The sequence below is a fragment of the Campylobacter sp. 2018MI34 genome (assembly GCF_016598975.1).
Taxonomy (GTDB): Bacteria; Campylobacterota; Campylobacteria; order Campylobacterales; family Campylobacteraceae; genus Campylobacter_D.
On the sequence record NZ_JAENKS010000016.1, the window covers coordinates 1 to 17,744 of the forward strand.

Annotated in this window: 22 protein-coding genes; 14 read left to right on the forward strand and 8 right to left on the reverse strand. The window is 27.0% G+C overall.

Annotated elements, in window-relative coordinates:
• Window positions 1-73: 73 nt before the first annotated feature.
• From JG676_RS05330 to JG676_RS05340, 3 genes are read right to left on the reverse strand one after another with little or no spacing between them, the layout of a single operon-like run.
• Window positions 74-817: a Tfp pilus assembly protein FimT/FimU gene (locus JG676_RS05330; RefSeq protein ID WP_200170227.1), complete on the reverse strand. Its 744-nt coding sequence runs from the start codon at window positions 815-817 to the stop codon at window positions 74-76.
• A complete protein-coding gene (locus JG676_RS05335) occupies window positions 801-2,000 on the reverse strand; it encodes a glycosyltransferase family 39 protein (protein WP_200217541.1) in 1,200 nt (399 codons plus the stop codon). Before JG676_RS05335 ends, JG676_RS05330 begins: the two co-directional genes overlap by 17 nt.
• Before the next feature lie 41 nt (window positions 2,001-2,041).
• Complete coding sequence (locus JG676_RS05340; RefSeq protein WP_200170229.1) at window positions 2,042-2,251, reverse strand: transcriptional regulator; 210 nt, start codon at window positions 2,249-2,251, stop codon at window positions 2,042-2,044.
• Window positions 2,252-2,500: 249 nt separating this feature from the next.
• Between JG676_RS05340 and JG676_RS05345 the strand changes: the two genes are divergently transcribed.
• The 8 genes from JG676_RS05345 to JG676_RS05380 all read left to right on the forward strand — a co-directional run bounded on the left by JG676_RS05345 (window position 2,501) and on the right by JG676_RS05380 (window position 7,132).
• Window positions 2,501-2,929 (forward strand): hypothetical protein, encoded by a 429-nt coding sequence (locus JG676_RS05345; protein ID WP_200170230.1) that lies wholly within the window; start codon window positions 2,501-2,503, stop codon window positions 2,927-2,929.
• Between the two features lies 1 nt (window position 2,930).
• Entirely contained in the window at window positions 2,931-3,236 is a 306-nt protein-coding gene (locus tag JG676_RS05350; RefSeq protein ID WP_200217542.1) for a hypothetical protein, read from the forward strand.
• Window positions 3,236-3,775, forward strand: coding sequence for a hypothetical protein (locus JG676_RS05355; protein WP_200217543.1), 540 nt, complete (start codon window positions 3,236-3,238; stop codon window positions 3,773-3,775). The genes JG676_RS05350 and JG676_RS05355 overlap by 1 nt, the downstream gene beginning before the upstream one ends.
• Before the next feature lie 11 nt (window positions 3,776-3,786).
• The gene (locus tag JG676_RS05360; RefSeq protein ID WP_200217544.1) at window positions 3,787-4,140 is read left to right on the forward strand and encodes a hypothetical protein; all 354 of its coding nucleotides are present in this window, start codon (window positions 3,787-3,789) and stop codon (window positions 4,138-4,140) included.
• A gap of 58 nt (window positions 4,141-4,198) precedes the next feature.
• Complete coding sequence (locus JG676_RS05365) at window positions 4,199-4,663, forward strand: hypothetical protein (RefSeq protein WP_200217545.1); 465 nt, start codon at window positions 4,199-4,201, stop codon at window positions 4,661-4,663.
• 167 nt (window positions 4,664-4,830) lie between these two features.
• A complete protein-coding gene (locus JG676_RS05370) occupies window positions 4,831-6,408 on the forward strand; it encodes an ABC-F family ATP-binding cassette domain-containing protein (RefSeq protein WP_200217546.1) in 1,578 nt (525 codons plus the stop codon).
• The gene (locus JG676_RS05375) at window positions 6,401-6,733 is read left to right on the forward strand and encodes a hypothetical protein (protein ID WP_200170236.1); all 333 of its coding nucleotides are present in this window, start codon (window positions 6,401-6,403) and stop codon (window positions 6,731-6,733) included. The genes JG676_RS05370 and JG676_RS05375 overlap by 8 nt, the downstream gene beginning before the upstream one ends.
• Window positions 6,734-6,781: 48 nt before the next feature.
• Window positions 6,782-7,132, forward strand: coding sequence for a hypothetical protein (locus JG676_RS05380; protein ID WP_200170237.1), 351 nt, complete (start codon window positions 6,782-6,784; stop codon window positions 7,130-7,132).
• Between the two features lie 2 nt (window positions 7,133-7,134).
• Here the strand turns inward: JG676_RS05380 and JG676_RS05385 are convergent, their stop codons facing one another.
• Window positions 7,135-7,719: a YigZ family protein gene (locus tag JG676_RS05385; protein WP_200170238.1), complete on the reverse strand. Its 585-nt coding sequence runs from the start codon at window positions 7,717-7,719 to the stop codon at window positions 7,135-7,137.
• Window positions 7,720-8,018: 299 nt separating this feature from the next.
• Here JG676_RS05385 and JG676_RS05390 point away from each other — a divergent pair, with 299 nt between their 5' ends.
• Window positions 8,019-8,966 (forward strand): hypothetical protein, encoded by a 948-nt coding sequence (locus tag JG676_RS05390; RefSeq protein ID WP_200217547.1) that lies wholly within the window; start codon window positions 8,019-8,021, stop codon window positions 8,964-8,966.
• A 2-nt stretch (window positions 8,967-8,968) separates the two neighbouring features.
• Here the strand turns inward: JG676_RS05390 and JG676_RS05395 are convergent, their stop codons facing one another.
• Both JG676_RS05395 and JG676_RS05400 read right to left on the reverse strand, forming a co-directional pair.
• Window positions 8,969-9,541, reverse strand: a complete 573-nt coding sequence (locus JG676_RS05395) for a YceI family protein (protein WP_200217548.1) — start codon at window positions 9,539-9,541, stop codon at window positions 8,969-8,971.
• Between the two features lie 74 nt (window positions 9,542-9,615).
• Window positions 9,616-9,978 carry an HIT family protein gene (locus JG676_RS05400; RefSeq protein ID WP_200217549.1) on the reverse strand — a complete coding sequence of 121 codons (363 nt, stop codon included), beginning with the start codon at window positions 9,976-9,978 and terminating at the stop codon, window positions 9,616-9,618.
• 103 nt (window positions 9,979-10,081) lie between these two features.
• Here JG676_RS05400 and JG676_RS05405 point away from each other — a divergent pair, with 103 nt between their 5' ends.
• The gene (locus JG676_RS05405; protein ID WP_200217550.1) at window positions 10,082-10,699 is read left to right on the forward strand and encodes a putative metalloprotease CJM1_0395 family protein; all 618 of its coding nucleotides are present in this window, start codon (window positions 10,082-10,084) and stop codon (window positions 10,697-10,699) included.
• A 19-nt stretch (window positions 10,700-10,718) separates the two neighbouring features.
• Here the strand turns inward: JG676_RS05405 and fumC are convergent, their stop codons facing one another.
• Together fumC and glmS are read right to left on the reverse strand one after the other, a co-directional pair.
• Entirely contained in the window at window positions 10,719-12,107 is a 1,389-nt protein-coding gene (gene fumC / locus JG676_RS05410) for a class II fumarate hydratase (RefSeq protein ID WP_200170243.1), read from the reverse strand.
• A gap of 114 nt (window positions 12,108-12,221) precedes the next feature.
• A complete protein-coding gene (gene glmS / locus JG676_RS05415; RefSeq protein ID WP_200170244.1) occupies window positions 12,222-14,018 on the reverse strand; it encodes a glutamine--fructose-6-phosphate transaminase (isomerizing) in 1,797 nt (598 codons plus the stop codon).
• A gap of 166 nt (window positions 14,019-14,184) precedes the next feature.
• On the opposite strand from glmS, the gene mqnE reads away from it, so the two are divergent.
• Genes mqnE through JG676_RS05435 form a run of 4 tightly spaced genes read left to right on the forward strand, consistent with a single transcriptional unit; the run spans window position 14,185 to window position 17,738 of the window.
• Entirely contained in the window at window positions 14,185-15,249 is a 1,065-nt protein-coding gene (mqnE, locus tag JG676_RS05420) for an aminofutalosine synthase MqnE (RefSeq protein ID WP_200217551.1), read from the forward strand.
• Between the two features lie 10 nt (window positions 15,250-15,259).
• The gene (locus JG676_RS05425; RefSeq protein WP_200217552.1) at window positions 15,260-16,588 is read left to right on the forward strand and encodes an NCS2 family permease; all 1,329 of its coding nucleotides are present in this window, start codon (window positions 15,260-15,262) and stop codon (window positions 16,586-16,588) included.
• Complete coding sequence (locus JG676_RS05430) at window positions 16,585-17,028, forward strand: phosphoribosyltransferase (RefSeq protein ID WP_200217553.1); 444 nt, start codon at window positions 16,585-16,587, stop codon at window positions 17,026-17,028. Before JG676_RS05425 ends, JG676_RS05430 begins: the two co-directional genes overlap by 4 nt.
• Window positions 17,029-17,039: 11 nt before the next feature.
• Entirely contained in the window at window positions 17,040-17,738 is a 699-nt protein-coding gene (locus JG676_RS05435; protein WP_200217562.1) for a VacJ family lipoprotein, read from the forward strand.
• Window positions 17,739-17,744: the final 6 nt, after the last annotated feature.

The following is a 17,744-nucleotide window of genomic DNA, read 5'->3' on the forward strand; positions in this document are numbered from 1 at the left end:
AAACTAAATAAAAAACAATTTAATGATAAATATAAAGCTGTGTTAAAAATTTAATTTCATTGATAGATTATGCTTAAATTTTAGAACAAAGCTTTGAAGTGTTTTTAAATGAGATGGGTTGGTTGTTAAAACTTTTAAATTTTGGTATATAAGCATAGCCAGTTAAAGGATCAATAACTATACAAATTTGTTTATTAAATTTAGATTGCAATCTTATAATACAAGGTTCATTCTTCTTAGCAAGAGTTTTATCATAGATATTTTTTGCGTTTTTAAGTGGAGAATAAAGTCTGCCTAATTCATCAAAAACTATTCTTGTACTTCCACTACAAGATCCTTTAAATTCTACAGAAGAAATGCCAAATTGTTCTTCTATATTAAATCTTTTACTAGCTTTTTTATCCAATTTAGAAATAACTCCGCTTTGTCCTGAATTCATAAGTTTTGTAGGATTTAAAATATCTACAGCAATTTCTCTATCAAGATTAATATCTGTTTTACCTAAATTTGCATTTCCATCTCCATTTTTATCTAAAAAAATAGTATAAGTTTGCTCATTATTCGTTGCAGAAGAAGATTTTATAAAATAAAGTTGCCATTTGCTTTTATACCACTCTCTTTTTGCTACACTAAATTCTTTAATTCTAAAATCAGTTTGCAACATTGCTAAATTTCTTACATAAACGATATCATTAAGAATTTGCACAGCTGCTTCCATTAATCTATCTTTTGGTTTGTAAAAATTTATCAAACTAAAAATAATTCCTATGATAAATATAACCAAAACAAGCTCTAATAAACTAAAAGCTTTTTTCATAACTTAATTGATAGTTGATTTTGTGTTTCCCAAGTTTTATAGCAATGGTTTTTAAATTTTTATCCCTTAATCCATCTTTTAAATATAAGCTAGAACTATCTTTGATGCCATAAAAACGCAATCTTCTTTGCAAAGCACGTGAAGTAGTATGGATCGCACTAATGCCTTCTTCTTTTAATTTCACGCTCAATTCTTTTGCGATGTGATAATTATGAGCAAAATGCAATTTTGGATCTTTTATAAAAAAATACAAAATATAATTACCCAAAATAAGCAAATAAAATACAATTAAAAATAAAACACTAAGTCTAATAAGAATTTTATATTTACTTCTAAATTCTGGCAATCTCACACGATAAGATTGCATTAATGCTTTTATAAGCAAAGGAGTACAAATTACACAAAAAGGTAAAAAATCTTCTATGGACAATTTTTGCCTTAAAGAAAGCAAAGAACAAAAAATAAAAGTTGTAGAGATTAAAAACCAAAGTAAATTTTTATTTTTCTTAAAAGCCAACCTATAAATAACATAAAAAAAATAAACAAACACTAAAGGCGAAAAACAAAGAGAAAAAATTCCAAGAATGTCTAAAAAGTATCCTTTAGGCTTACCGCCTACATCAAAACCATATAAAAACACACAAGATAAAAAAAGAAAAAAAGAAAAAGAAAAAAGAAAAATATCACGTTTATAAATTCCAAAAAAGAAAAAAGTCAAAAATAAAACAATAAAAGATTTATCCACAAAAAGAGAAAAAAATAAAAGTAAAAAAAATAAATTTTTTTTCTCATATTCATAAGCGCAAAGTATAGCCAAAGATAGAAATATCACATACGAAGCTTCATTTACAAGTAAAGCACCAGCCACACTTCCAGGCAATAAAATAAAAAGAAACAAAGAGAAGAAAACATCTTTATCTGTTTTATTGTATTTTTTGGCAAGCAAATACAACAAAATACAACTTAAAATATGAATGATTACAAAAGGCATACGTAAGCCAAAATCATTTACCCCTAAGATAAAGGTTCCAAAATGGGTTATATAATAAAGCAAACCTTTGGTATCAAAATAAATCTTAGCCTCATCACCACTAATGCTTAGAGTTGAAATTCCATAAAAAAGGGCTAACAAATCTAGGCTTAATAATAAAATAAAATATTTAAGATATCTATTTTCTTTCATAAGCCAATTTTACTTAAATAAACTTAAATAAATCGCTTAAATCATTTATATTTTAACAACTCTTCATTTATCTTTTGCTCTATCTTCAAAAGCTCTTCATAATTTTTTTTATTTTGTTCTAAAAGTTCATCAAATTTAAAACCAAGCATCACAATACGATATAAATTTGGCTTATATTTTCTCCAATTATATAAAGTGCTAACATCAATATCCAAATGATAAGCCATATCGCGTTTGGTTTTTTTAGACAAAATTTTTCCTTAAGTATTTAAATTTTTTGATTTTATAAAAAATTTTCTTTATCAAAAACACTTGAAATATTCAACTAATTTTTAAATAAACATTTAATATTTAAATATTATTTTGAAATAATTCCATTTCGTTTCATTGAAATATTCATTGAAATATTCATTGAAATATTCATTGAAATATTCATTGAAATATTCATTGAAATATTCATTGAAATAATCATTGAAATAATCATTTTTTAAGGAGTTACCTTGGATTTTAATTCTTTATTACTTAGTATTGGAGATAAACTACCAAAAGATGGTGTATCTACGATAACGCTAAAGGATAAATTTGAACGTCTTAGTGAAGATAGGCAAAAACAAGTGATTGCACAACTTCCAATGATTAAACTAAAAAGTCCTGCTTTAGTTTTTTGGGTAGGAACTTTTTTATTTGGTGGTTTAGGAGTGGGACGTTTTATGATAGGAGATTTAATTTTAGGTTTTATGCGTTTAGCAATTACAGCTATAGCTTTAATTTGCGGTAGCTTAATGTTTGAATATAGTGCTTTAGGAATAATATATGGTTTACTAGGTTTTATCAATTGGATTTGGTGGATTGTAGATATGTTTTTAGTAGGTAAAAAACTAAGAAAACAAAATTTTGAAAAGATAAACAAAATTATTGAAGAAGCATAAAATGAAAAAAGTTTTCATAATGCTAATCTCTTGTGTATTTTTGATAAATATAGCTTTTGGTAATACACTGCAAGATTTTAAAAAGGTCTTTGCAAATGAGTGTATGCAAGGTAGCACTGATATAAAAATAAAAAATTTTTGCAATTGTGCTGCAAATATTACAGTCAAACACTTCAAAGAAGAGCTTATAGAGGCTGATTCTTTGCCAAAAACACAAGAAAATATTAAAAAAATACAAGATCTAACGCTAAGAATGCTTCAGTTTAGCTTTGATGAAAAAAATTTTCAAGCTTGTGTGGAAAATTAATGAAAAAAATCTTGATTATTTTACTTTGTCTTAGCTCTTTTTCTTATGCATCTTGGTTTGATACTAAGCCAAGATGTAATGATAAGGTTGTTTTGCAAATCTTAAAAGAAATTTTAGATAAGGATGAATGGGTTTATGTTGAATATGGACTTGATGAAAAGTCTTTAAAAGCAATGTATTTAAATCTTAATGGTATGGATTTAAGAGATATAGAAGCTATGTTATCTACTGATACACTAGGAGTTTTAAAAGCCAATTTTAAACCTATACTTGATTTGAAAGAATATACTAATGAATTTGCTTATACTCAATTTAGTGATTTTATCACAGAAGAAAACGAAAGTAAAAAAATCACTTATTGTCAAGCAACTCTAACAATTACTTATCCCCAAATGCCTAAAGAAATGCTTCAAAAGTATGAAAGAGGGATATTAAAAAGAGTTTTATTTAAAGGAGGCGTTGCAGAAGAAAATGTGCGTTATAGTGCCAGATATACAGATGATGGCGCAAAAATTTATGTAGAATTTTTAGATAATTAAAAGGAGTAAAAATGAAAAATATAAAAATTTATTTTATTGGAGTTTTAGCAATACTTTTAAGTGCTTGTAGTGGTGGTATCTCAAAATGTAATGATAAAGATGTACAAAAAGTTCTAACTGATATTATTTTAGAAAATAGATTTGAAAGATTTTCTGAAGTTGATCGTAAAAAATTAAAATTTACCTATAGTGGCTTTATGAGCGAGATGACTGATAAAGAAAATAAAACACAATATTGTAAAGCTCAGGTAAAAGCAAATGGAATTATCAATTCAAATTCTATGAAATGGGATGCTTGGATTGAATATTCTGCTAAATATACAGATGATGGTATGGTATATGTAGAAATTAGCAGATTTAATTAACTTTTAAGGCAAAAATGCCTTAAAAGTTAATTATCTTACCTAAATAAAAAGGAAAAATATGGATTATAATATTTATCTTTTAAGTATTCAAGATAAGATAAAACAAGAAGATTCACTTAATCTAAAATTAAAATTTGAACAATTACAAAACAAAGAAGAAGTTGTATCAAATTTAGCATTAATACAACTTCAAAATACCGCCACTCCAATCATAGCTAGTATAATAAGTGCTTGTTTAGGCCTTGGTTTTCTGGCACTTGATAGATTTATGATAAAAGATTATGCATTAGGATTGTTGCGTTTGGTTTTATCCTTGTTTCCTTGTATATTGTTTCTTATTTTAGGGGCAAATTACGAAAAAGAAAATGCAGATTTATCTGAAATTTTTTTTGCATTTTTTGCAATTTTTTTAATATGTGGCATTATTTGGTGGGGAGTTTATTTATTTTTAGTTTATAAAAAAATTAAAAAAGAAAATTATAATAAAATCATAGATTATATTCTTAAATATCAAAAAATTTAATTTTGAAATTAAAAAAAATGTTGTTAGCAATCTAAAATAAAATATAATTTTCTAAGTTTAAAACTTAGAAAATTTTTTCATAAAAGCTACAAAACCTATAATCTCTAAGCCTAAAAAAATTCTTTTTTGCTACAATTTTGAAAATCAAGACTAAGCTAAGGATTATTATGGTTGAAGTAAAAAATCTTACTATGCGTTTTGCTAATCAACTTTTATTTGAAAATGTAAATTTAAAACTTTTACGCGGACAAAGATATGGACTCATAGGTGCTAATGGTGCTGGAAAATCAACCTTTTTAAAAATTCTTTCAAACGAAATAGAGGCTAGTAGTGGAGAAATTATTTTTGATGAGGGATTAAGGATTGCTGTTTTAGGGCAAGATCAATTTGCTTTTGAAAATTATACAATCAAAGATGCAGTAATGTGTGCAAATAAAAGATTATACGAGGCTTTAAAAGAAAAAGAAAAACTCTATATGAGTGAAGAATTCACAGATGAGATCAATGAACGCTTAAGTGAGCTTGAAATGATCTGCGCAGAAGAAGATCCAAACTATGATTGTGAAGTGCGTTGTGAAAAAATCTTAAGCTCTTTAAAAATCAAAGATTTTAATGCTTTAATGAGCACTTTAAAAAGTGCGGATAAATTTAAAGTTTTACTTGCACAAGTATTATTTTTAGGCGCTGATGTGTTATTTTTAGATGAACCTACAAACAACCTTGATTTAGAAGCAATTTCTTGGCTTGAGAATGAACTTTTAAGACACGATGGAACCTTAGTTGTAATTTCTCACGATAGACATTTTTTAAATAAAATTTGCACCAGAATTTTAGATGTAGATTTTAAACAAATTAGAGATTTTGCAGGAAATTATGATGATTGGTATATGGCTTCTACCCTACTTGCTAAACAAGCAGAGCTTAAAAGAGATAAGGCTTTAAAAGAAAAAGAAGAATTAGAAAATTTTATCCGTCGTTTTAGTGCTAATGCCTCAAAAGCAAAACAAGCTACAAGTAGAGCCAAAGCTTTAGAAAAATTAGAACTTGAAGAAATTAAAATTTCAACAAGACGCGATCCTAGTATAGTATTTAGGACTAGTAGAGAAATAGGTAATGAAATCTTAGAATTTAAAGAAATCTCTAAAACTTATGATAAAAAACTATTTTCAAATTTAAATTTAAAAATAGAAAAAAATGACAAAATAGCATTAATTGGTGCTAATGGGGTTGGCAAATCTACTCTTGCTAAAATCATTATGAATGAAATAAATCCAGATAGTGGCAATGTGCATTTAGGTGCTACAATAGAACTAGGATATTTTCCACAAGACACAAGCAATATTATAAATGAAAATTTAAAACTTTACGAATGGCTTATGAGTGAAAAATTTAAAGATTTAGATGAAATTCGAAAATGCTTAGGAAGAATGTTATTTAGTGGAAGCGAACAAGAAAAAATGGCAGCTAATTTAAGCGGGGGAGAAAAACACCGCTTAATGCTCTCACGTTTAATGTTAGAAAAATCTAATTTCTTAATCTTAGATGAACCGGATAATCATTTAGATCTTGAAAGTATTATAGCCTTAGGAGAAGCCTTGTATAATTTTAAAGGAGTAGCACTTTGCATCAGTCACGATAGGGAATTAATAAGTTCTTTTGCTAATCGTATTTGGGAGTTAAAAGATGGAGAACTTTTAGATTTTCGCGGAAGTTATGAAGAATTTTTAGGAGAAAAAAATGGCTAAATTTAGAGTTCAATATAGTGCTGGCTTTGGTCATTTCACACAAAATCATAAAGGTTTTGGACCAACTATTTATATAGAAGAAATCGTTGAATTTGATAATGGAAAAGACTATTTTGATTATATGGATTTTTATAAAAAATATTCTAAAGCAGATGATACTTATTTTCACATTAGCTTTTTAGAAGATAGAAAATTGAGCGAAAAAGAACTTCAAATTCGTAATGAATACAGAAAATTAAGAGATCAAAATTGTAAAAAAGCTAAAGAAGAATTTATCAAAAATCACGAATTAGATCCTGAATTTATTGCTCCGTGTGGTGATTAAAGGAATGTTTTTTGCTTGCATATTTTTTATATTTTGAAAGGAGAAATAATGCAAACAAATTTTAAAATCATAAGCTCTTATGAATATGATATTTCAAGCGGAGTTTATAAACAAGTAAATAAAGAAGTTGAAGATTTTTCTTCTAGCGAACAGCAAAGTTTTATGGATATGCTTTCAAATGAAAGTAGTCAAAATCAACAAAATCAACAAACTTCTTTAGAAACACAAAATAAAATTCAAGAAAATGATTCGACTATGAGTTCTTATGCTTTAAATTCGAATTTATATTCTTATCGTTTTAGACAAAATGAAGAATCTCAAATTCAATCACAATCTATAAATCAAAATGAACAAAATACACAAAATAAAGTTTTAAATGAACTTTTGGGAATGATTTAAACTTACAAGAATTGAAAATCTTTAAAAGAGAAATTTTTTAAAAAAATTTTTAATTCTTGTTCTTGAATTTCATTTAAACAAAGTGTTATTAATACTATATCTTCTTTAAATTCTTTTTTAGAGGATATAGCAAATTTATTTAAAAAATAATCAAAACGACTAAATGTTTTTAAATTGATAGAAATTTTAATTGTTTTTTGAATTTCATAAGATTTTAAAATAGCACTTTTAATCACTTCATTTACCGCTTCGCTATAAGCTCTTACAAGTCCGCCTGTGCCAAGTTTAATCCCTCCAAAATAACGCACAATAATAACAGCTGTATTAATGAGTTCATTACCTCTTAAAACATTTAAAGCCGGCATTGCTGAAGTGCCTTTTGGCTCTTTATCATCATTTTTATCTTCTACTATTTGATTAAATTCATTTAAAACTCTATAAGCATAAACAAAATGCACTGCTTTTAAATGCTCTTTTTTAAGTCTTTCAAGCAAATCTTTAAAATCTGCAAAAGGACAAAGAAAAGCCCAAAAAACAGATTTTTTTACTTCTATTTTATTTTGATAAATTTGATCAATAGTTTTCATCATAACCTTTTTATGAAGATATACAATAAAGATTAAGAATTTATAATCTTATTTTATTTTTTTTGAAATATTGTTAAATTTAATTCAAATTAATACAAAATATAATAATCCAAAATTCTTAAAAACAAAAAACTTTTTAAAATATTAAATTTTAGCTATAATTAAAATTTGACTTAAAATATTTAAGCAAATTTTGATAGTTTAATATTATTTTAATTTTAATAAATTTAATCAATCTATAAATTTTTAACTTTTATAAATAAAAATTCATTCCAAAAAATTAATTATAAGGTAAATCTATGCTTTTCTTAGAATTTTTAAGTTTTACAAGTTTGATTTTTGAAATTTTAGCGTTATTTTTGTCTTTTTATTTTAAAAATACAAAAATATTTTTTATTACTTTTGCTTTTGTATTTTTCAAATTATTTTATTTTTACGCTAGCACTTTTCAAGCTCATCTTTTCACTTCATTGTTTTTACCTTTTACATTTTTTATATTCTCTTTAAAAAAACAAAATGAACTCATTTTTGATAAAAAAAATATTAGCATAGTAGTATTTTTTCTTTTAATATCAATTTTAGGACTAGTATTAACCAAAAGCACAGATTTTAACGCATCAATGCTTAATTTTCATCTTTTTAATTTTTTTAATCCTATCAGTGAGCTGAGTTTAATTTTTTTCATTTTTGAATTTGTATTCTTAAGCTTTGTATGTTTTAAAAAAAGAGAATTTTTTTATATAATAGCATTTATAGGGGCTTATATACAATTTTTCTTTAATAGTGCTTTAAAGATTTCATATTTTGAACTCTCAAGTATAGTTTTTTGTATCTATCTTATTTATCAAGCCTATAAAAATACTTTTTTTGATCCTTTAACCAAATTTCCAAATGAAAAAAAACTTGCGCATTTTATAAAAGGTAAAAAAGAATTTAGCATAGCATTGCTTCATTTTACAGAACTAGAATTTACAAAAGAAAGCTATAAAAAACTTATCTTAAAACAAATTGCCAAAATTTTAAAACGTTTAAAAGCTAAAATTTTTATAGTAGAAAATGATTTTATTTTTATTTTTAAAGATGAAAATATGTCTTTAACTCATCTATCTTATATAGAATCTTTGTTAAAAAATACAGAAATCTATCTTGAAAACGAAAAATTTAAACCAGAGTTTAAAATATTACTTAAAAATAATCAAAATAATATTAAAGAAAGTTTAATAATCCTAAGGGAAGAACTCCCTTAGGATTATTTCTCAAGTGCTTCAGAATCAATAATTAATTTTACATCATCACTTAAAGTTATTGTTGAAACGCTAGAAGCAAATTTAAAATCAGAACGTTTAATTAAACCGCTTAAAGTAAAACCAATTTTTTCCTTGCCATCTTTTGTTTTAATTGCTCCACCAATCTCAGCATCTAACTCTACTTCTTTAGATACACCTGCTATAGTTAAAATTCCTGTCATTTTTCCTTTTTCATTGCTGATTTTTTCATATTTTTTCATTGTAAAAGTCATATCTGGATATTTTTTTGCTTTAAAAAAATCATCTTGCAATAAATGATTGTCTCTTGTTTGATTTTCCGTATTAATTGAAGATACTTTAATTGTTGCTTCTAATTTTTTAAATTCAAAAGTTGCTGGATCAAAATCAATCATAGCATTATAATCTTTAAAACTTCCATTAACATTGCTAATTTGTAAATGTTTAATTTTAAAACCAACATTTGTATGCGATTTATCTAATGTATATTCTTTAGCAAAAGCTGTGTTTCCCAACAAAGAAAACGCTAAAACTGAACTTAAAAAAATTTTTTTCATTATTTCTCCTTGATAAATTTTTATTTTACATAAAAATAATAAAAATATTTTATTTAGCAAAAATTAACTAAACATTAATCAAAAGATTTTATTAGCAATTTAACAAAATCATCAAAATTAGCTAAATTTAATTTTTTTTCTTCTCTTTGCTGTTTACCCCACATACACTCTGGAAAAAAAGCATCTTCTTTAAATCTTGCCATTATATGAAAATGAACTCTTGGGACATAATTTGCAAAAGATGCTATATTTATTTTGTCAGGTTTATAAAATTCAATCATAGCTTTTTCGCACGCTAAAATTTTTTTAAATAATTCTTCTTGTAAAAAACTAGGACAATCGCTTAATTCTTTATAGGGTTGTTGGGTAAAAATTTTAATCCAAGGAATTTGAGAATTTTCTTTTTCTATGTAAATTAACTCATTTTCATAAAACATTTTAAACTCCTAAAATAATTTATTATATTCTATAAACATTTTATTTTCTAAAAATTTTAGATAAAATATAATATAATTTTTTAAAATAAATAAGAAGTGCAAAATGAATATTAATTTTAATACAAACTATTCCTTTAATCTTGCTCAACAAAACACCTCTAATAAAAAATCAAATAATCAAAACGAAAATGAAGAAAGCACACAAACACAAATGGTCAATGGCGTAGAACTTGATGCCAAAGAACTACAACAATTAAGAGAACTACAAAGCACAGATAGAGAAGTAAAAGCTCACGAAGCAGCGCATCAAGCTGCTGGGGGATCTTTAGCGGGTGGAGCTAGTTTTAGTTATGTTAAAGGTCCTGATAATCAAATGTATGCAGTATCTGGAGAAGTTCCTATACGTATGCAAAAAGGCAATACACCAGAAGAAACTATGGCCAATGCAAGACAAATTGCCTCAGCAGCTATGGCACCCGCTGATCCTAGTCCTCAAGATTATAAAGTTGCAGCAAATGCTCTTAAACTTGAAATGGAAGCAAGATCTGAAGCAATGAAACTCAAAGCAGAAAAAAATACACAAGATAAAAAAGATAACAACCAAAACGAAAATGCAAATGAAACCGAAAATAATAAAAACAGAGATTTTAAAAATTTTATTAGCAATATTTACAAAAACAATTCTATAGATTTAAGTCCAAATTTTAGTATAGCTTCTTAAAATCTAAGCTTTTATTAGCTTAGATTTCATTTACCATAGTACTTGGATTTACTAAATGATCAAAATCTTTTTCATCAATTAAACCAAGTTCCATAGCACTTTGTTTTAAGGAAATACCTTTTTTATAAGCATTTTTTGCAACTTTAGCAGCATTTTCATAGCCAATGTGTGGATTTAAAGCTGTGACCAACATCAAAGAATTATTTAAATGAGAAGCTATTTTTTCTTTATTAGGTTTAATGCCTTTTACACAATGTACGTTAAAAGAATTCATAGCATCACTTAATAAATTAAGACTTTGTAAAAAGTTATAAATAATCACAGGCTTAAAAACATTAAGTTCAAAATTTCCTTGAGATGCTGCAAAACCTATAGTAGCATCATTTCCCATTATTTGAACAGCAACCATAGTTAAAGCTTCACATTGGGTTGGATTTACTTTGCCAGGCATTATAGAGCTTCCAGGCTCATTCTCAGGTAAAATAAGCTCACCAAAACCACATCTAGGACCAGAGGCCAAAAAACGAATATCATTGGCAATTTTCATTAAATTTGCTGCTAAAGCTTTTAAAGCTCCATGTGTAAAAACTATAGCATCGTGACTTGTTAAAGCATGAAATTTATTTGGATTAGAAACAAATTTTATCCCAATAATTTTACTTAATTTCTCACTTACTCTTTGAGAAATTTCAGGATGAGCGTTAAGACCTGTTCCAACTGCTGTTCCTCCTATGGCAAGCTCTCTTAAATTTTCCAAAGAAAGCAATATTTGCTTACGTGTATGCGTTAACATAGATAAATAACCGCTAAATTCTTGAGATAAAGTCAAAGGAGTAGCATCTTGCAAATGAGTGCGTCCTATTTTAATAATCCCTTTAAATTCTTTTACTTTTTGTTCAAAAATAGCAATTAAATCATCTAATGTGGGAATGAGCTTATTTTCAATTTGTTCAACACAAACAATATGCATAACGGTTGGAAAAGTATCATTTGAACTTTGAGACATATTTACATGATCGTTTGGGTGTATCAATTTTTCTTTACGAAAATCTCCACCTATAATTTCAGTAGCACGATTTGCTATTACTTCATTTAAATTCATATTTGTTTGAGTTCCAGAACCAGTTTGCCAAATAGCAAGGGGGAAATTATCATCAAATTTTCCCTCTATAATCTCATCACAAGCTTTTATAATAGCATCTTTTTTTTCATTATCAAGCTTGCCTAAATCATTATTTACTATAGCTAAAGCTTTTTTAAGATTAGCAAAAGCATATATTAAAACTTTAGGCATTTTCTCAGTACCTATTTTAAAATTTTCAAAACTTCTTTGAGTTTGTGCTCCCCAATATTTATCATCTAAAACTTGAACTTCGCCCATAGTATCACGTTCTATTCTATACTGCATAATTATTCCTTTAATATAAAAAATTAATTTATATTAATTAAAATTAATATAAATTAAACTTTAAAATAATGACCTTAGATAAAAAATACTTTTAATTGAGATAAAATTACACATTTATTCAACCGTTACACTTTTTGCAAGATTGCGTGGCATATCAACATCGTTACCAAGTCTTATTGATATTTCCATTGCTAAAAGTTGAGTAATAAGCATCATTTCAAAAAATTCACACATATAATGTTCTTGTTCTGTTGTTTTAATAAAATCATCACTTAGATCAAATTCTAAAGGCGAAATACTAAGAAGAGTAGAATCTCTGGCAATCAATTCTTCTACGTTTGATTTTGTTTTTTCATAAAGCATATTTTTTGGCATTAAAGCAATAGTATAAAGTTTAGAATCAGCCAATGCTATAGGTCCGTGCTTCATCTCTCCTGCTGGATAACCTTCTGCGTGTAAATAAGAAAGCTCTTTTAATTTTAAAGCACCCTCTAAAGCTAAAGGATAAAATACATCTCTACCTATATAAAAAAAACCATGTCCATCTAAATATCTTTTAGAAATTCTATGAATTTTATCGTGTAATTTTTGTGTTACAACAACACAATTTGGTATATGGAGTAAAGCTTTAATTTCATTATTTAAATTTTGATTTTTCTTTTGAGCTATAAAAATTGCCAACATCCAAAGCGTTAAGACTTGTGTTGCAAAAGCTTTAGTAGAAGCGACTCCTTTTTCAATTCCAGCACGGGTTAAAAGACTTAAATGTGCTAAACGCACGATACTAGAATTATCCACATTACAAATTGCAAAAGTTCTAGCACCTTTTTCTTTGGCAATTTTTAAAGCTTCTAAAGTATCTGCTGTTTCCCCGCTTTGAGAAATAACAATAAATAAAGAATCTTTAGAAACAAGAGCTTCTCTATATCTAAATTCACTTGCAATTTCTACTTTAGCTTTAATTTTTGCAATCCTTTCAAATAAATAGGCTCCAGTAAGTGCTGCATGATAACTTGTCCCACAAGCACATAAGGTAATTTCACTTATATTGCTTAAATTTTCATTTTCAAGCTCATCAAAAACTACCTCATCTCCATTGATTCTACCCATTAAGACTTCACTTAATACCCTGCTTTGCTCATAAATTTCTTTTTCCATAAAGAATCTAAAGCCATCTTTTTTTGCATAAGCTTTGTCATTTGATAATTTGGAAAAAGATTTATTTTTTAATTTATCATTTTCATAAATAACAAGTTCATCTTTATTGGCATAACCAAAGCTTAAATCTTCAAGATAAACCACCTCTTCACTAAGACCGACTAAAGGAGCATCTGCTGATGCAAAAAAGAGTTCATTTTGAGAATTTCTTCCTATAATTAATGGAGCAGCATTTTTAGCAAAAAAAACTTTATTTTGATCTTTTTTACTAAGAAGCAAAATAGCAAAAGCCCCTTTAAGCTCTTTAATCACTTGTCTAAAAGCTTCAAAGGCATTTAAATCTTTAGCATAAAATTCAAAAAGTTTTACAATTACCTCAGTATCTGTTTGGCTTAAAAAAGAAATACCTTTTTTTTCTAATTTATCCTTGATTTCTTTATAATTTTCTATAATACCATTATGGATTACACAAGAGTATTCTCCTAAATGTGGATGGGCATTTATCTCAGTTGCTTTACCATGAGTTGCCCATCTTGTATGTCCTATAGCAAAACCATAATCTTCGCTTGTAAAATTAGCACATTTATTTGTTAAATTTTCAAGCTTTCCAACAGCTTTAAAAAAATCAAGCTCTGATCCTTTCATAACAGCTAAACCAGCACTATCATAACCTCTATATTCTAATTCTTTTAATCCATTCAAAATAATTTGTTTTTTTTCTTTATTGCCTATATAGCCTACAATACCACACATTTTTACCTACTTTTTGTATAATTTATTTTTAATTTTAACTTCTTTTTTTAAATAAAATAGCACTATTTTATTTAAATTTATTTTTTAAATAAATTTTATAAACTCTTTTTCAGTAAGCTAAATTTATAATGCTAAAATTATAAAAACAATGGAATTGTAATTTATTATGAAAAATCTTATTGCAAAGCTAGAAAATCAAACAAGATTAAATGAAGAAGAAGCTAACAAACTTTGGGATTTAGATCTTTTTACCTTAGCCAAATATGCCCATAAAAAGCGTCTTGAATTTCATGGAAAAAAGGTATATTTCAATATAAACCGTCATATTAATCCAACTAATGTTTGTGCTGATACTTGTAAATTTTGTGCATTCTCAGCACATCGAAAAAACCCTAATCCTTATACAATGAGTCATGAAGAAATTATGAAAATAGCAGATGAAACCATTGCAAGAGGAACTAAAGAAATTCACATTGTTTCAGCCCATAATAAAGATGTAACTTGGCAATGGTATTTAGAAATTTTTAAAATGATAAAAGCAAAATATCCTCAAATTCATATTAAAGCTATGACAGCAGCAGAAATTGACTTTTTGCATAGACGTTTTGATATGAGCTATGAAGAAATTATAAATAAAATGTTAGAATATGGCGTTGATAGTATGCCAGGTGGTGGGGCTGAAATTTTTGATGAAACAATACGTGAAAAAATTTGCAAAGGAAAAGTAACTAGTGAAAATTGGCTTAAAATTCATAAACTTTGGCATCAAAAAGGCAAACAAAGTAATGCTACAATGCTTTTTGGTCATATCGAAGAAAAAAAACATCGCATTGATCATATGCTAAGACTTAGAGCTTTACAAGATGAAACAAAAGGTTTTAATGCTTTTATTCCTTTAGTATGGCAAAGAGATAATAGCTTTATACAAACAGATAAAATTATGGATAGTGAAGAAATTCTAAAAACTATTGCTATTTCAAGAATTATCTTAGATAATATTAAAAATATTAAAGCTTATTGGGCAACTATGGGGCTTAATCTTGCTATGGTTGCTCAAGAATTTGGAGCCAACGATCTTGATGGGACTATAGAAAAAGAAAGTATTCAAAGTGCTGGAGGAGCTAAAAGTGCTAATGGGGTCAATCTTAAAACCTTTATTGATATGATAAAAACTTCAAATTTAATTCCCGTAGAACGTGATAGTTTATACAATGAACTTAAAATTTATTAAGGCTTAAAATATGGATTTTTTTAAACTTAAACAAAATAATACCAATATAAAAACAGAAATTATTGCTGGTGTTACAACTTTTTTAACTATGATTTATATCATACCTGTTAATTCTCACATAATGAGTAATTCTGGTATGCCTTTGGAAGGCTTGATTATTGCTACTGCTTTGGTAACTATAATAGCAAGTGCTTTTAATGCTTTTTTTGCTAACACTCCTGTAGCTATGAGTGTTGGAATGGGAATGAATACTTATTTTACTTTTAGTGTTTGCTTAGCTCAAAATATACCTTGGCAAAGTGCATTAGGTGCTGTTTTTATATCAGGTTTTATTTTTTTACTTTTATCTTTTACAAATTTTAGGATTTGGATAATACGCAATATTCCTAAAGATTTACGTTTAGCAATGTGTGCAGGACTTGGATGTTTTGTAACGTTTTTAGGGCTTGGACAAATGGGAGTAATTGCTAAAGATGAAAATGTTTTTGTGCGTATTGGAGATTTTAGCGATCCTAATGTTCTTTTTGGAATTTTTACCCTTGTTTTAATACTATTTTTATGGGTTATAAAACTAAAAGGAGCTTTTATTATAGGAATTTTACTTAGTTCTATTATTGCTTGGGTTTTTAATATCAATAACGCTTCATTTCCGGATCATTTTTTTTCATTTCCAAATTTTAGCCAAGAAAACGGCTTGGGAAGTATTTTTGCTAAATTAGATATTCTAAGTGCTTTAAATGTTTTTATGATTCCAGTTGTTTTAACTTTTCTTATTACGCAACTTTTTGATAGTTTAGGTACTATTACAGGAGTTGGAGAAAGAGGAAAAATTTTTGATGAGCCTAAAGAAGGAGAGAAAAAATTAGGAAAAACTTTAGCAAGTGATGCTGTAGGTTCTACAATTGGATCTATTGTAGGTACTTCAACCGTTACTGCCTTTGTTGAAAGTACTACAGGAGTTGAAAGTGGTGGAAGAACAGGACTTACAGCTTTAGTTGTTGCATTTTGTTTTATTTTAACATTATTTTTGCTTCCTTTATTTAAAGCTATACCTGCTAATTCTATTAATCCAGTATTAATAATGGTAGGAATTTTAATGTTTATGGAGGTAAGAAATATTAATTTTAAAGACGATGCCACAGCTGTTGCTTCATTTTTTACTATAATTATGATGCCTTTTACTTATTCTATAACAACAGGCTTTGCTTTTGGTTTTATCTCTTATTTGCTTGTGCGCATATTTAAAAAAGAATTGGATAAACTTAATATGGGTATTATAATACTATCTTTTATTTCTTTAGGAAATTTTTTATTAATTGCTTTAGAAGGAAAAATATGATTTTTTACTCTTATGATGAATTTGAAGATGATGTTAAAACTTTAGCAAAAGAAATTAAAAATAAATTTAATCCAGACGCTATAGTTGCTATAGCAAGAGGTGGAATGAGTCTTGGTCACTCTTTAGCAGTAGCACTGAATACACGTAATCTTTTTAGTCTAAATTCTATACATTATAATGACACACAAAAACTAGATACTATTGAAATTTTCAATATTCCCGATCTTAGTGCTTATAAAAAAATTCTTTTAGTAGATGACATTATAGATAGTGGAGAAAGTATCAAAGAGATTAAAAGAGTCTTAGAAGAAAAATTTACCCATATTGATTTAAAAGTAGCTACAATTTTTTATAAGAAAAATGCTCTTTTAATTCCCGAATTTACAACTAAAGAAGCAACAGAATGGGTGAATTTTTATTGGGATATTCTTATTGATTAATATAATTAAGGATATATTTGAAACTAAAAACTATTATTTTATTTTTTTCTCTAACTATTTGCTTTAGTTTTGCTAATGAAATTAGCGAATTTGAGGATGAATTTTCTCAATACAAAGTAAATGATCCTTTATCTGGCTATAACAAAGTTATGACGCGCTTTAATGTATTCTTATACGATTATGGCTTTAGACCTACTCTTATGGCTTATACAAAAATCACCCCAAAAGCTTTTAGAGTAGGTGTTAGAAATTTTTTTGATAATCTAGCTTTTCCTTTAAGATTTATAAATAACGCTTTGCAATTTAAATTTGAACAAGCTGGAGAAGAAACCAAGCGTTTTATAGCTAATACCATTTTAGGTTTTGGTGGGATAATGAATGCTGGCGATGCTTTACACTTAAAAAAACATCCTGCTGATTTTGGAAGCACTTTGGCTCATTGGGGTATAGGCGGAGGCTTTCATCTTGTTTTGCCAATACTTGGGCCAAGCAACTTAAGAGATACTTTAAGTTTGCCTGTTGATTGGTTTTTATATCCTAGTGCTTATATTAATCCAGATTGGGCAAGTTTTGCAATAAGTAGCTATGCTTATGGTAATGAAATTTCTTTCAAAATTGATGAAATTGATGAAATTTATCACAATACTCCAAACCTTTATCCATTTTTACGTGATGCTTATGAGCAAAGACGCATAGAAATTAGCAAATAAGGAAAA

Bases quoted from the DNA above. Each gene is read 5' to 3' on its own strand.
- JG676_RS05430 (WP_200217553.1), top strand. From the start codon at position 16,585: ATGATTTTTTACTCTTATGATGAATTTGAAGATGATGTTAAAACTTTA.
- glmS (WP_200170244.1), bottom strand. From the start codon at position 14,018: ATGTGTGGTATTGTAGGCTATATAGGCAATAAAGAAAAAAAACAAATT.
- JG676_RS05360 (WP_200217544.1), top strand. From the start codon at position 3,787: ATGAAAAATATAAAAATTTATTTTATTGGAGTTTTAGCAATACTTTTA.
- JG676_RS05335 (WP_200217541.1), bottom strand. From the start codon at position 2,000: ATGAAAGAAAATAGATATCTTAAATATTTTATTTTATTATTAAGCCTA.
- JG676_RS05330 (WP_200170227.1), bottom strand. From the start codon at position 817: ATGAAAAAAGCTTTTAGTTTATTAGAGCTTGTTTTGGTTATATTTATC.
- JG676_RS05405 (WP_200217550.1), top strand. From the start codon at position 10,082: ATGAATATTAATTTTAATACAAACTATTCCTTTAATCTTGCTCAACAA.
- JG676_RS05355 (WP_200217543.1), top strand. From the start codon at position 3,236: ATGAAAAAAATCTTGATTATTTTACTTTGTCTTAGCTCTTTTTCTTAT.
- fumC (WP_200170243.1), bottom strand. From the start codon at position 12,107: ATGCAGTATAGAATAGAACGTGATACTATGGGCGAAGTTCAAGTTTTA.
- mqnE (WP_200217551.1), top strand. From the start codon at position 14,185: ATGAAAAATCTTATTGCAAAGCTAGAAAATCAAACAAGATTAAATGAA.
- JG676_RS05365 (WP_200217545.1), top strand. From the start codon at position 4,199: ATGGATTATAATATTTATCTTTTAAGTATTCAAGATAAGATAAAACAA.
- JG676_RS05385 (WP_200170238.1), bottom strand. From the start codon at position 7,719: ATGAAAACTATTGATCAAATTTATCAAAATAAAATAGAAGTAAAAAAA.
- JG676_RS05400 (WP_200217549.1), bottom strand. From the start codon at position 9,978: ATGTTTTATGAAAATGAGTTAATTTACATAGAAAAAGAAAATTCTCAA.
- JG676_RS05380 (WP_200170237.1), top strand. From the start codon at position 6,782: ATGCAAACAAATTTTAAAATCATAAGCTCTTATGAATATGATATTTCA.
- JG676_RS05390 (WP_200217547.1), top strand. From the start codon at position 8,019: ATGCTTTTCTTAGAATTTTTAAGTTTTACAAGTTTGATTTTTGAAATT.
- JG676_RS05395 (WP_200217548.1), bottom strand. From the start codon at position 9,541: ATGAAAAAAATTTTTTTAAGTTCAGTTTTAGCGTTTTCTTTGTTGGGA.
- JG676_RS05370 (WP_200217546.1), top strand. From the start codon at position 4,831: ATGGTTGAAGTAAAAAATCTTACTATGCGTTTTGCTAATCAACTTTTA.
- JG676_RS05425 (WP_200217552.1), top strand. From the start codon at position 15,260: ATGGATTTTTTTAAACTTAAACAAAATAATACCAATATAAAAACAGAA.
- JG676_RS05375 (WP_200170236.1), top strand. From the start codon at position 6,401: ATGGCTAAATTTAGAGTTCAATATAGTGCTGGCTTTGGTCATTTCACA.
- JG676_RS05350 (WP_200217542.1), top strand. From the start codon at position 2,931: ATGAAAAAAGTTTTCATAATGCTAATCTCTTGTGTATTTTTGATAAAT.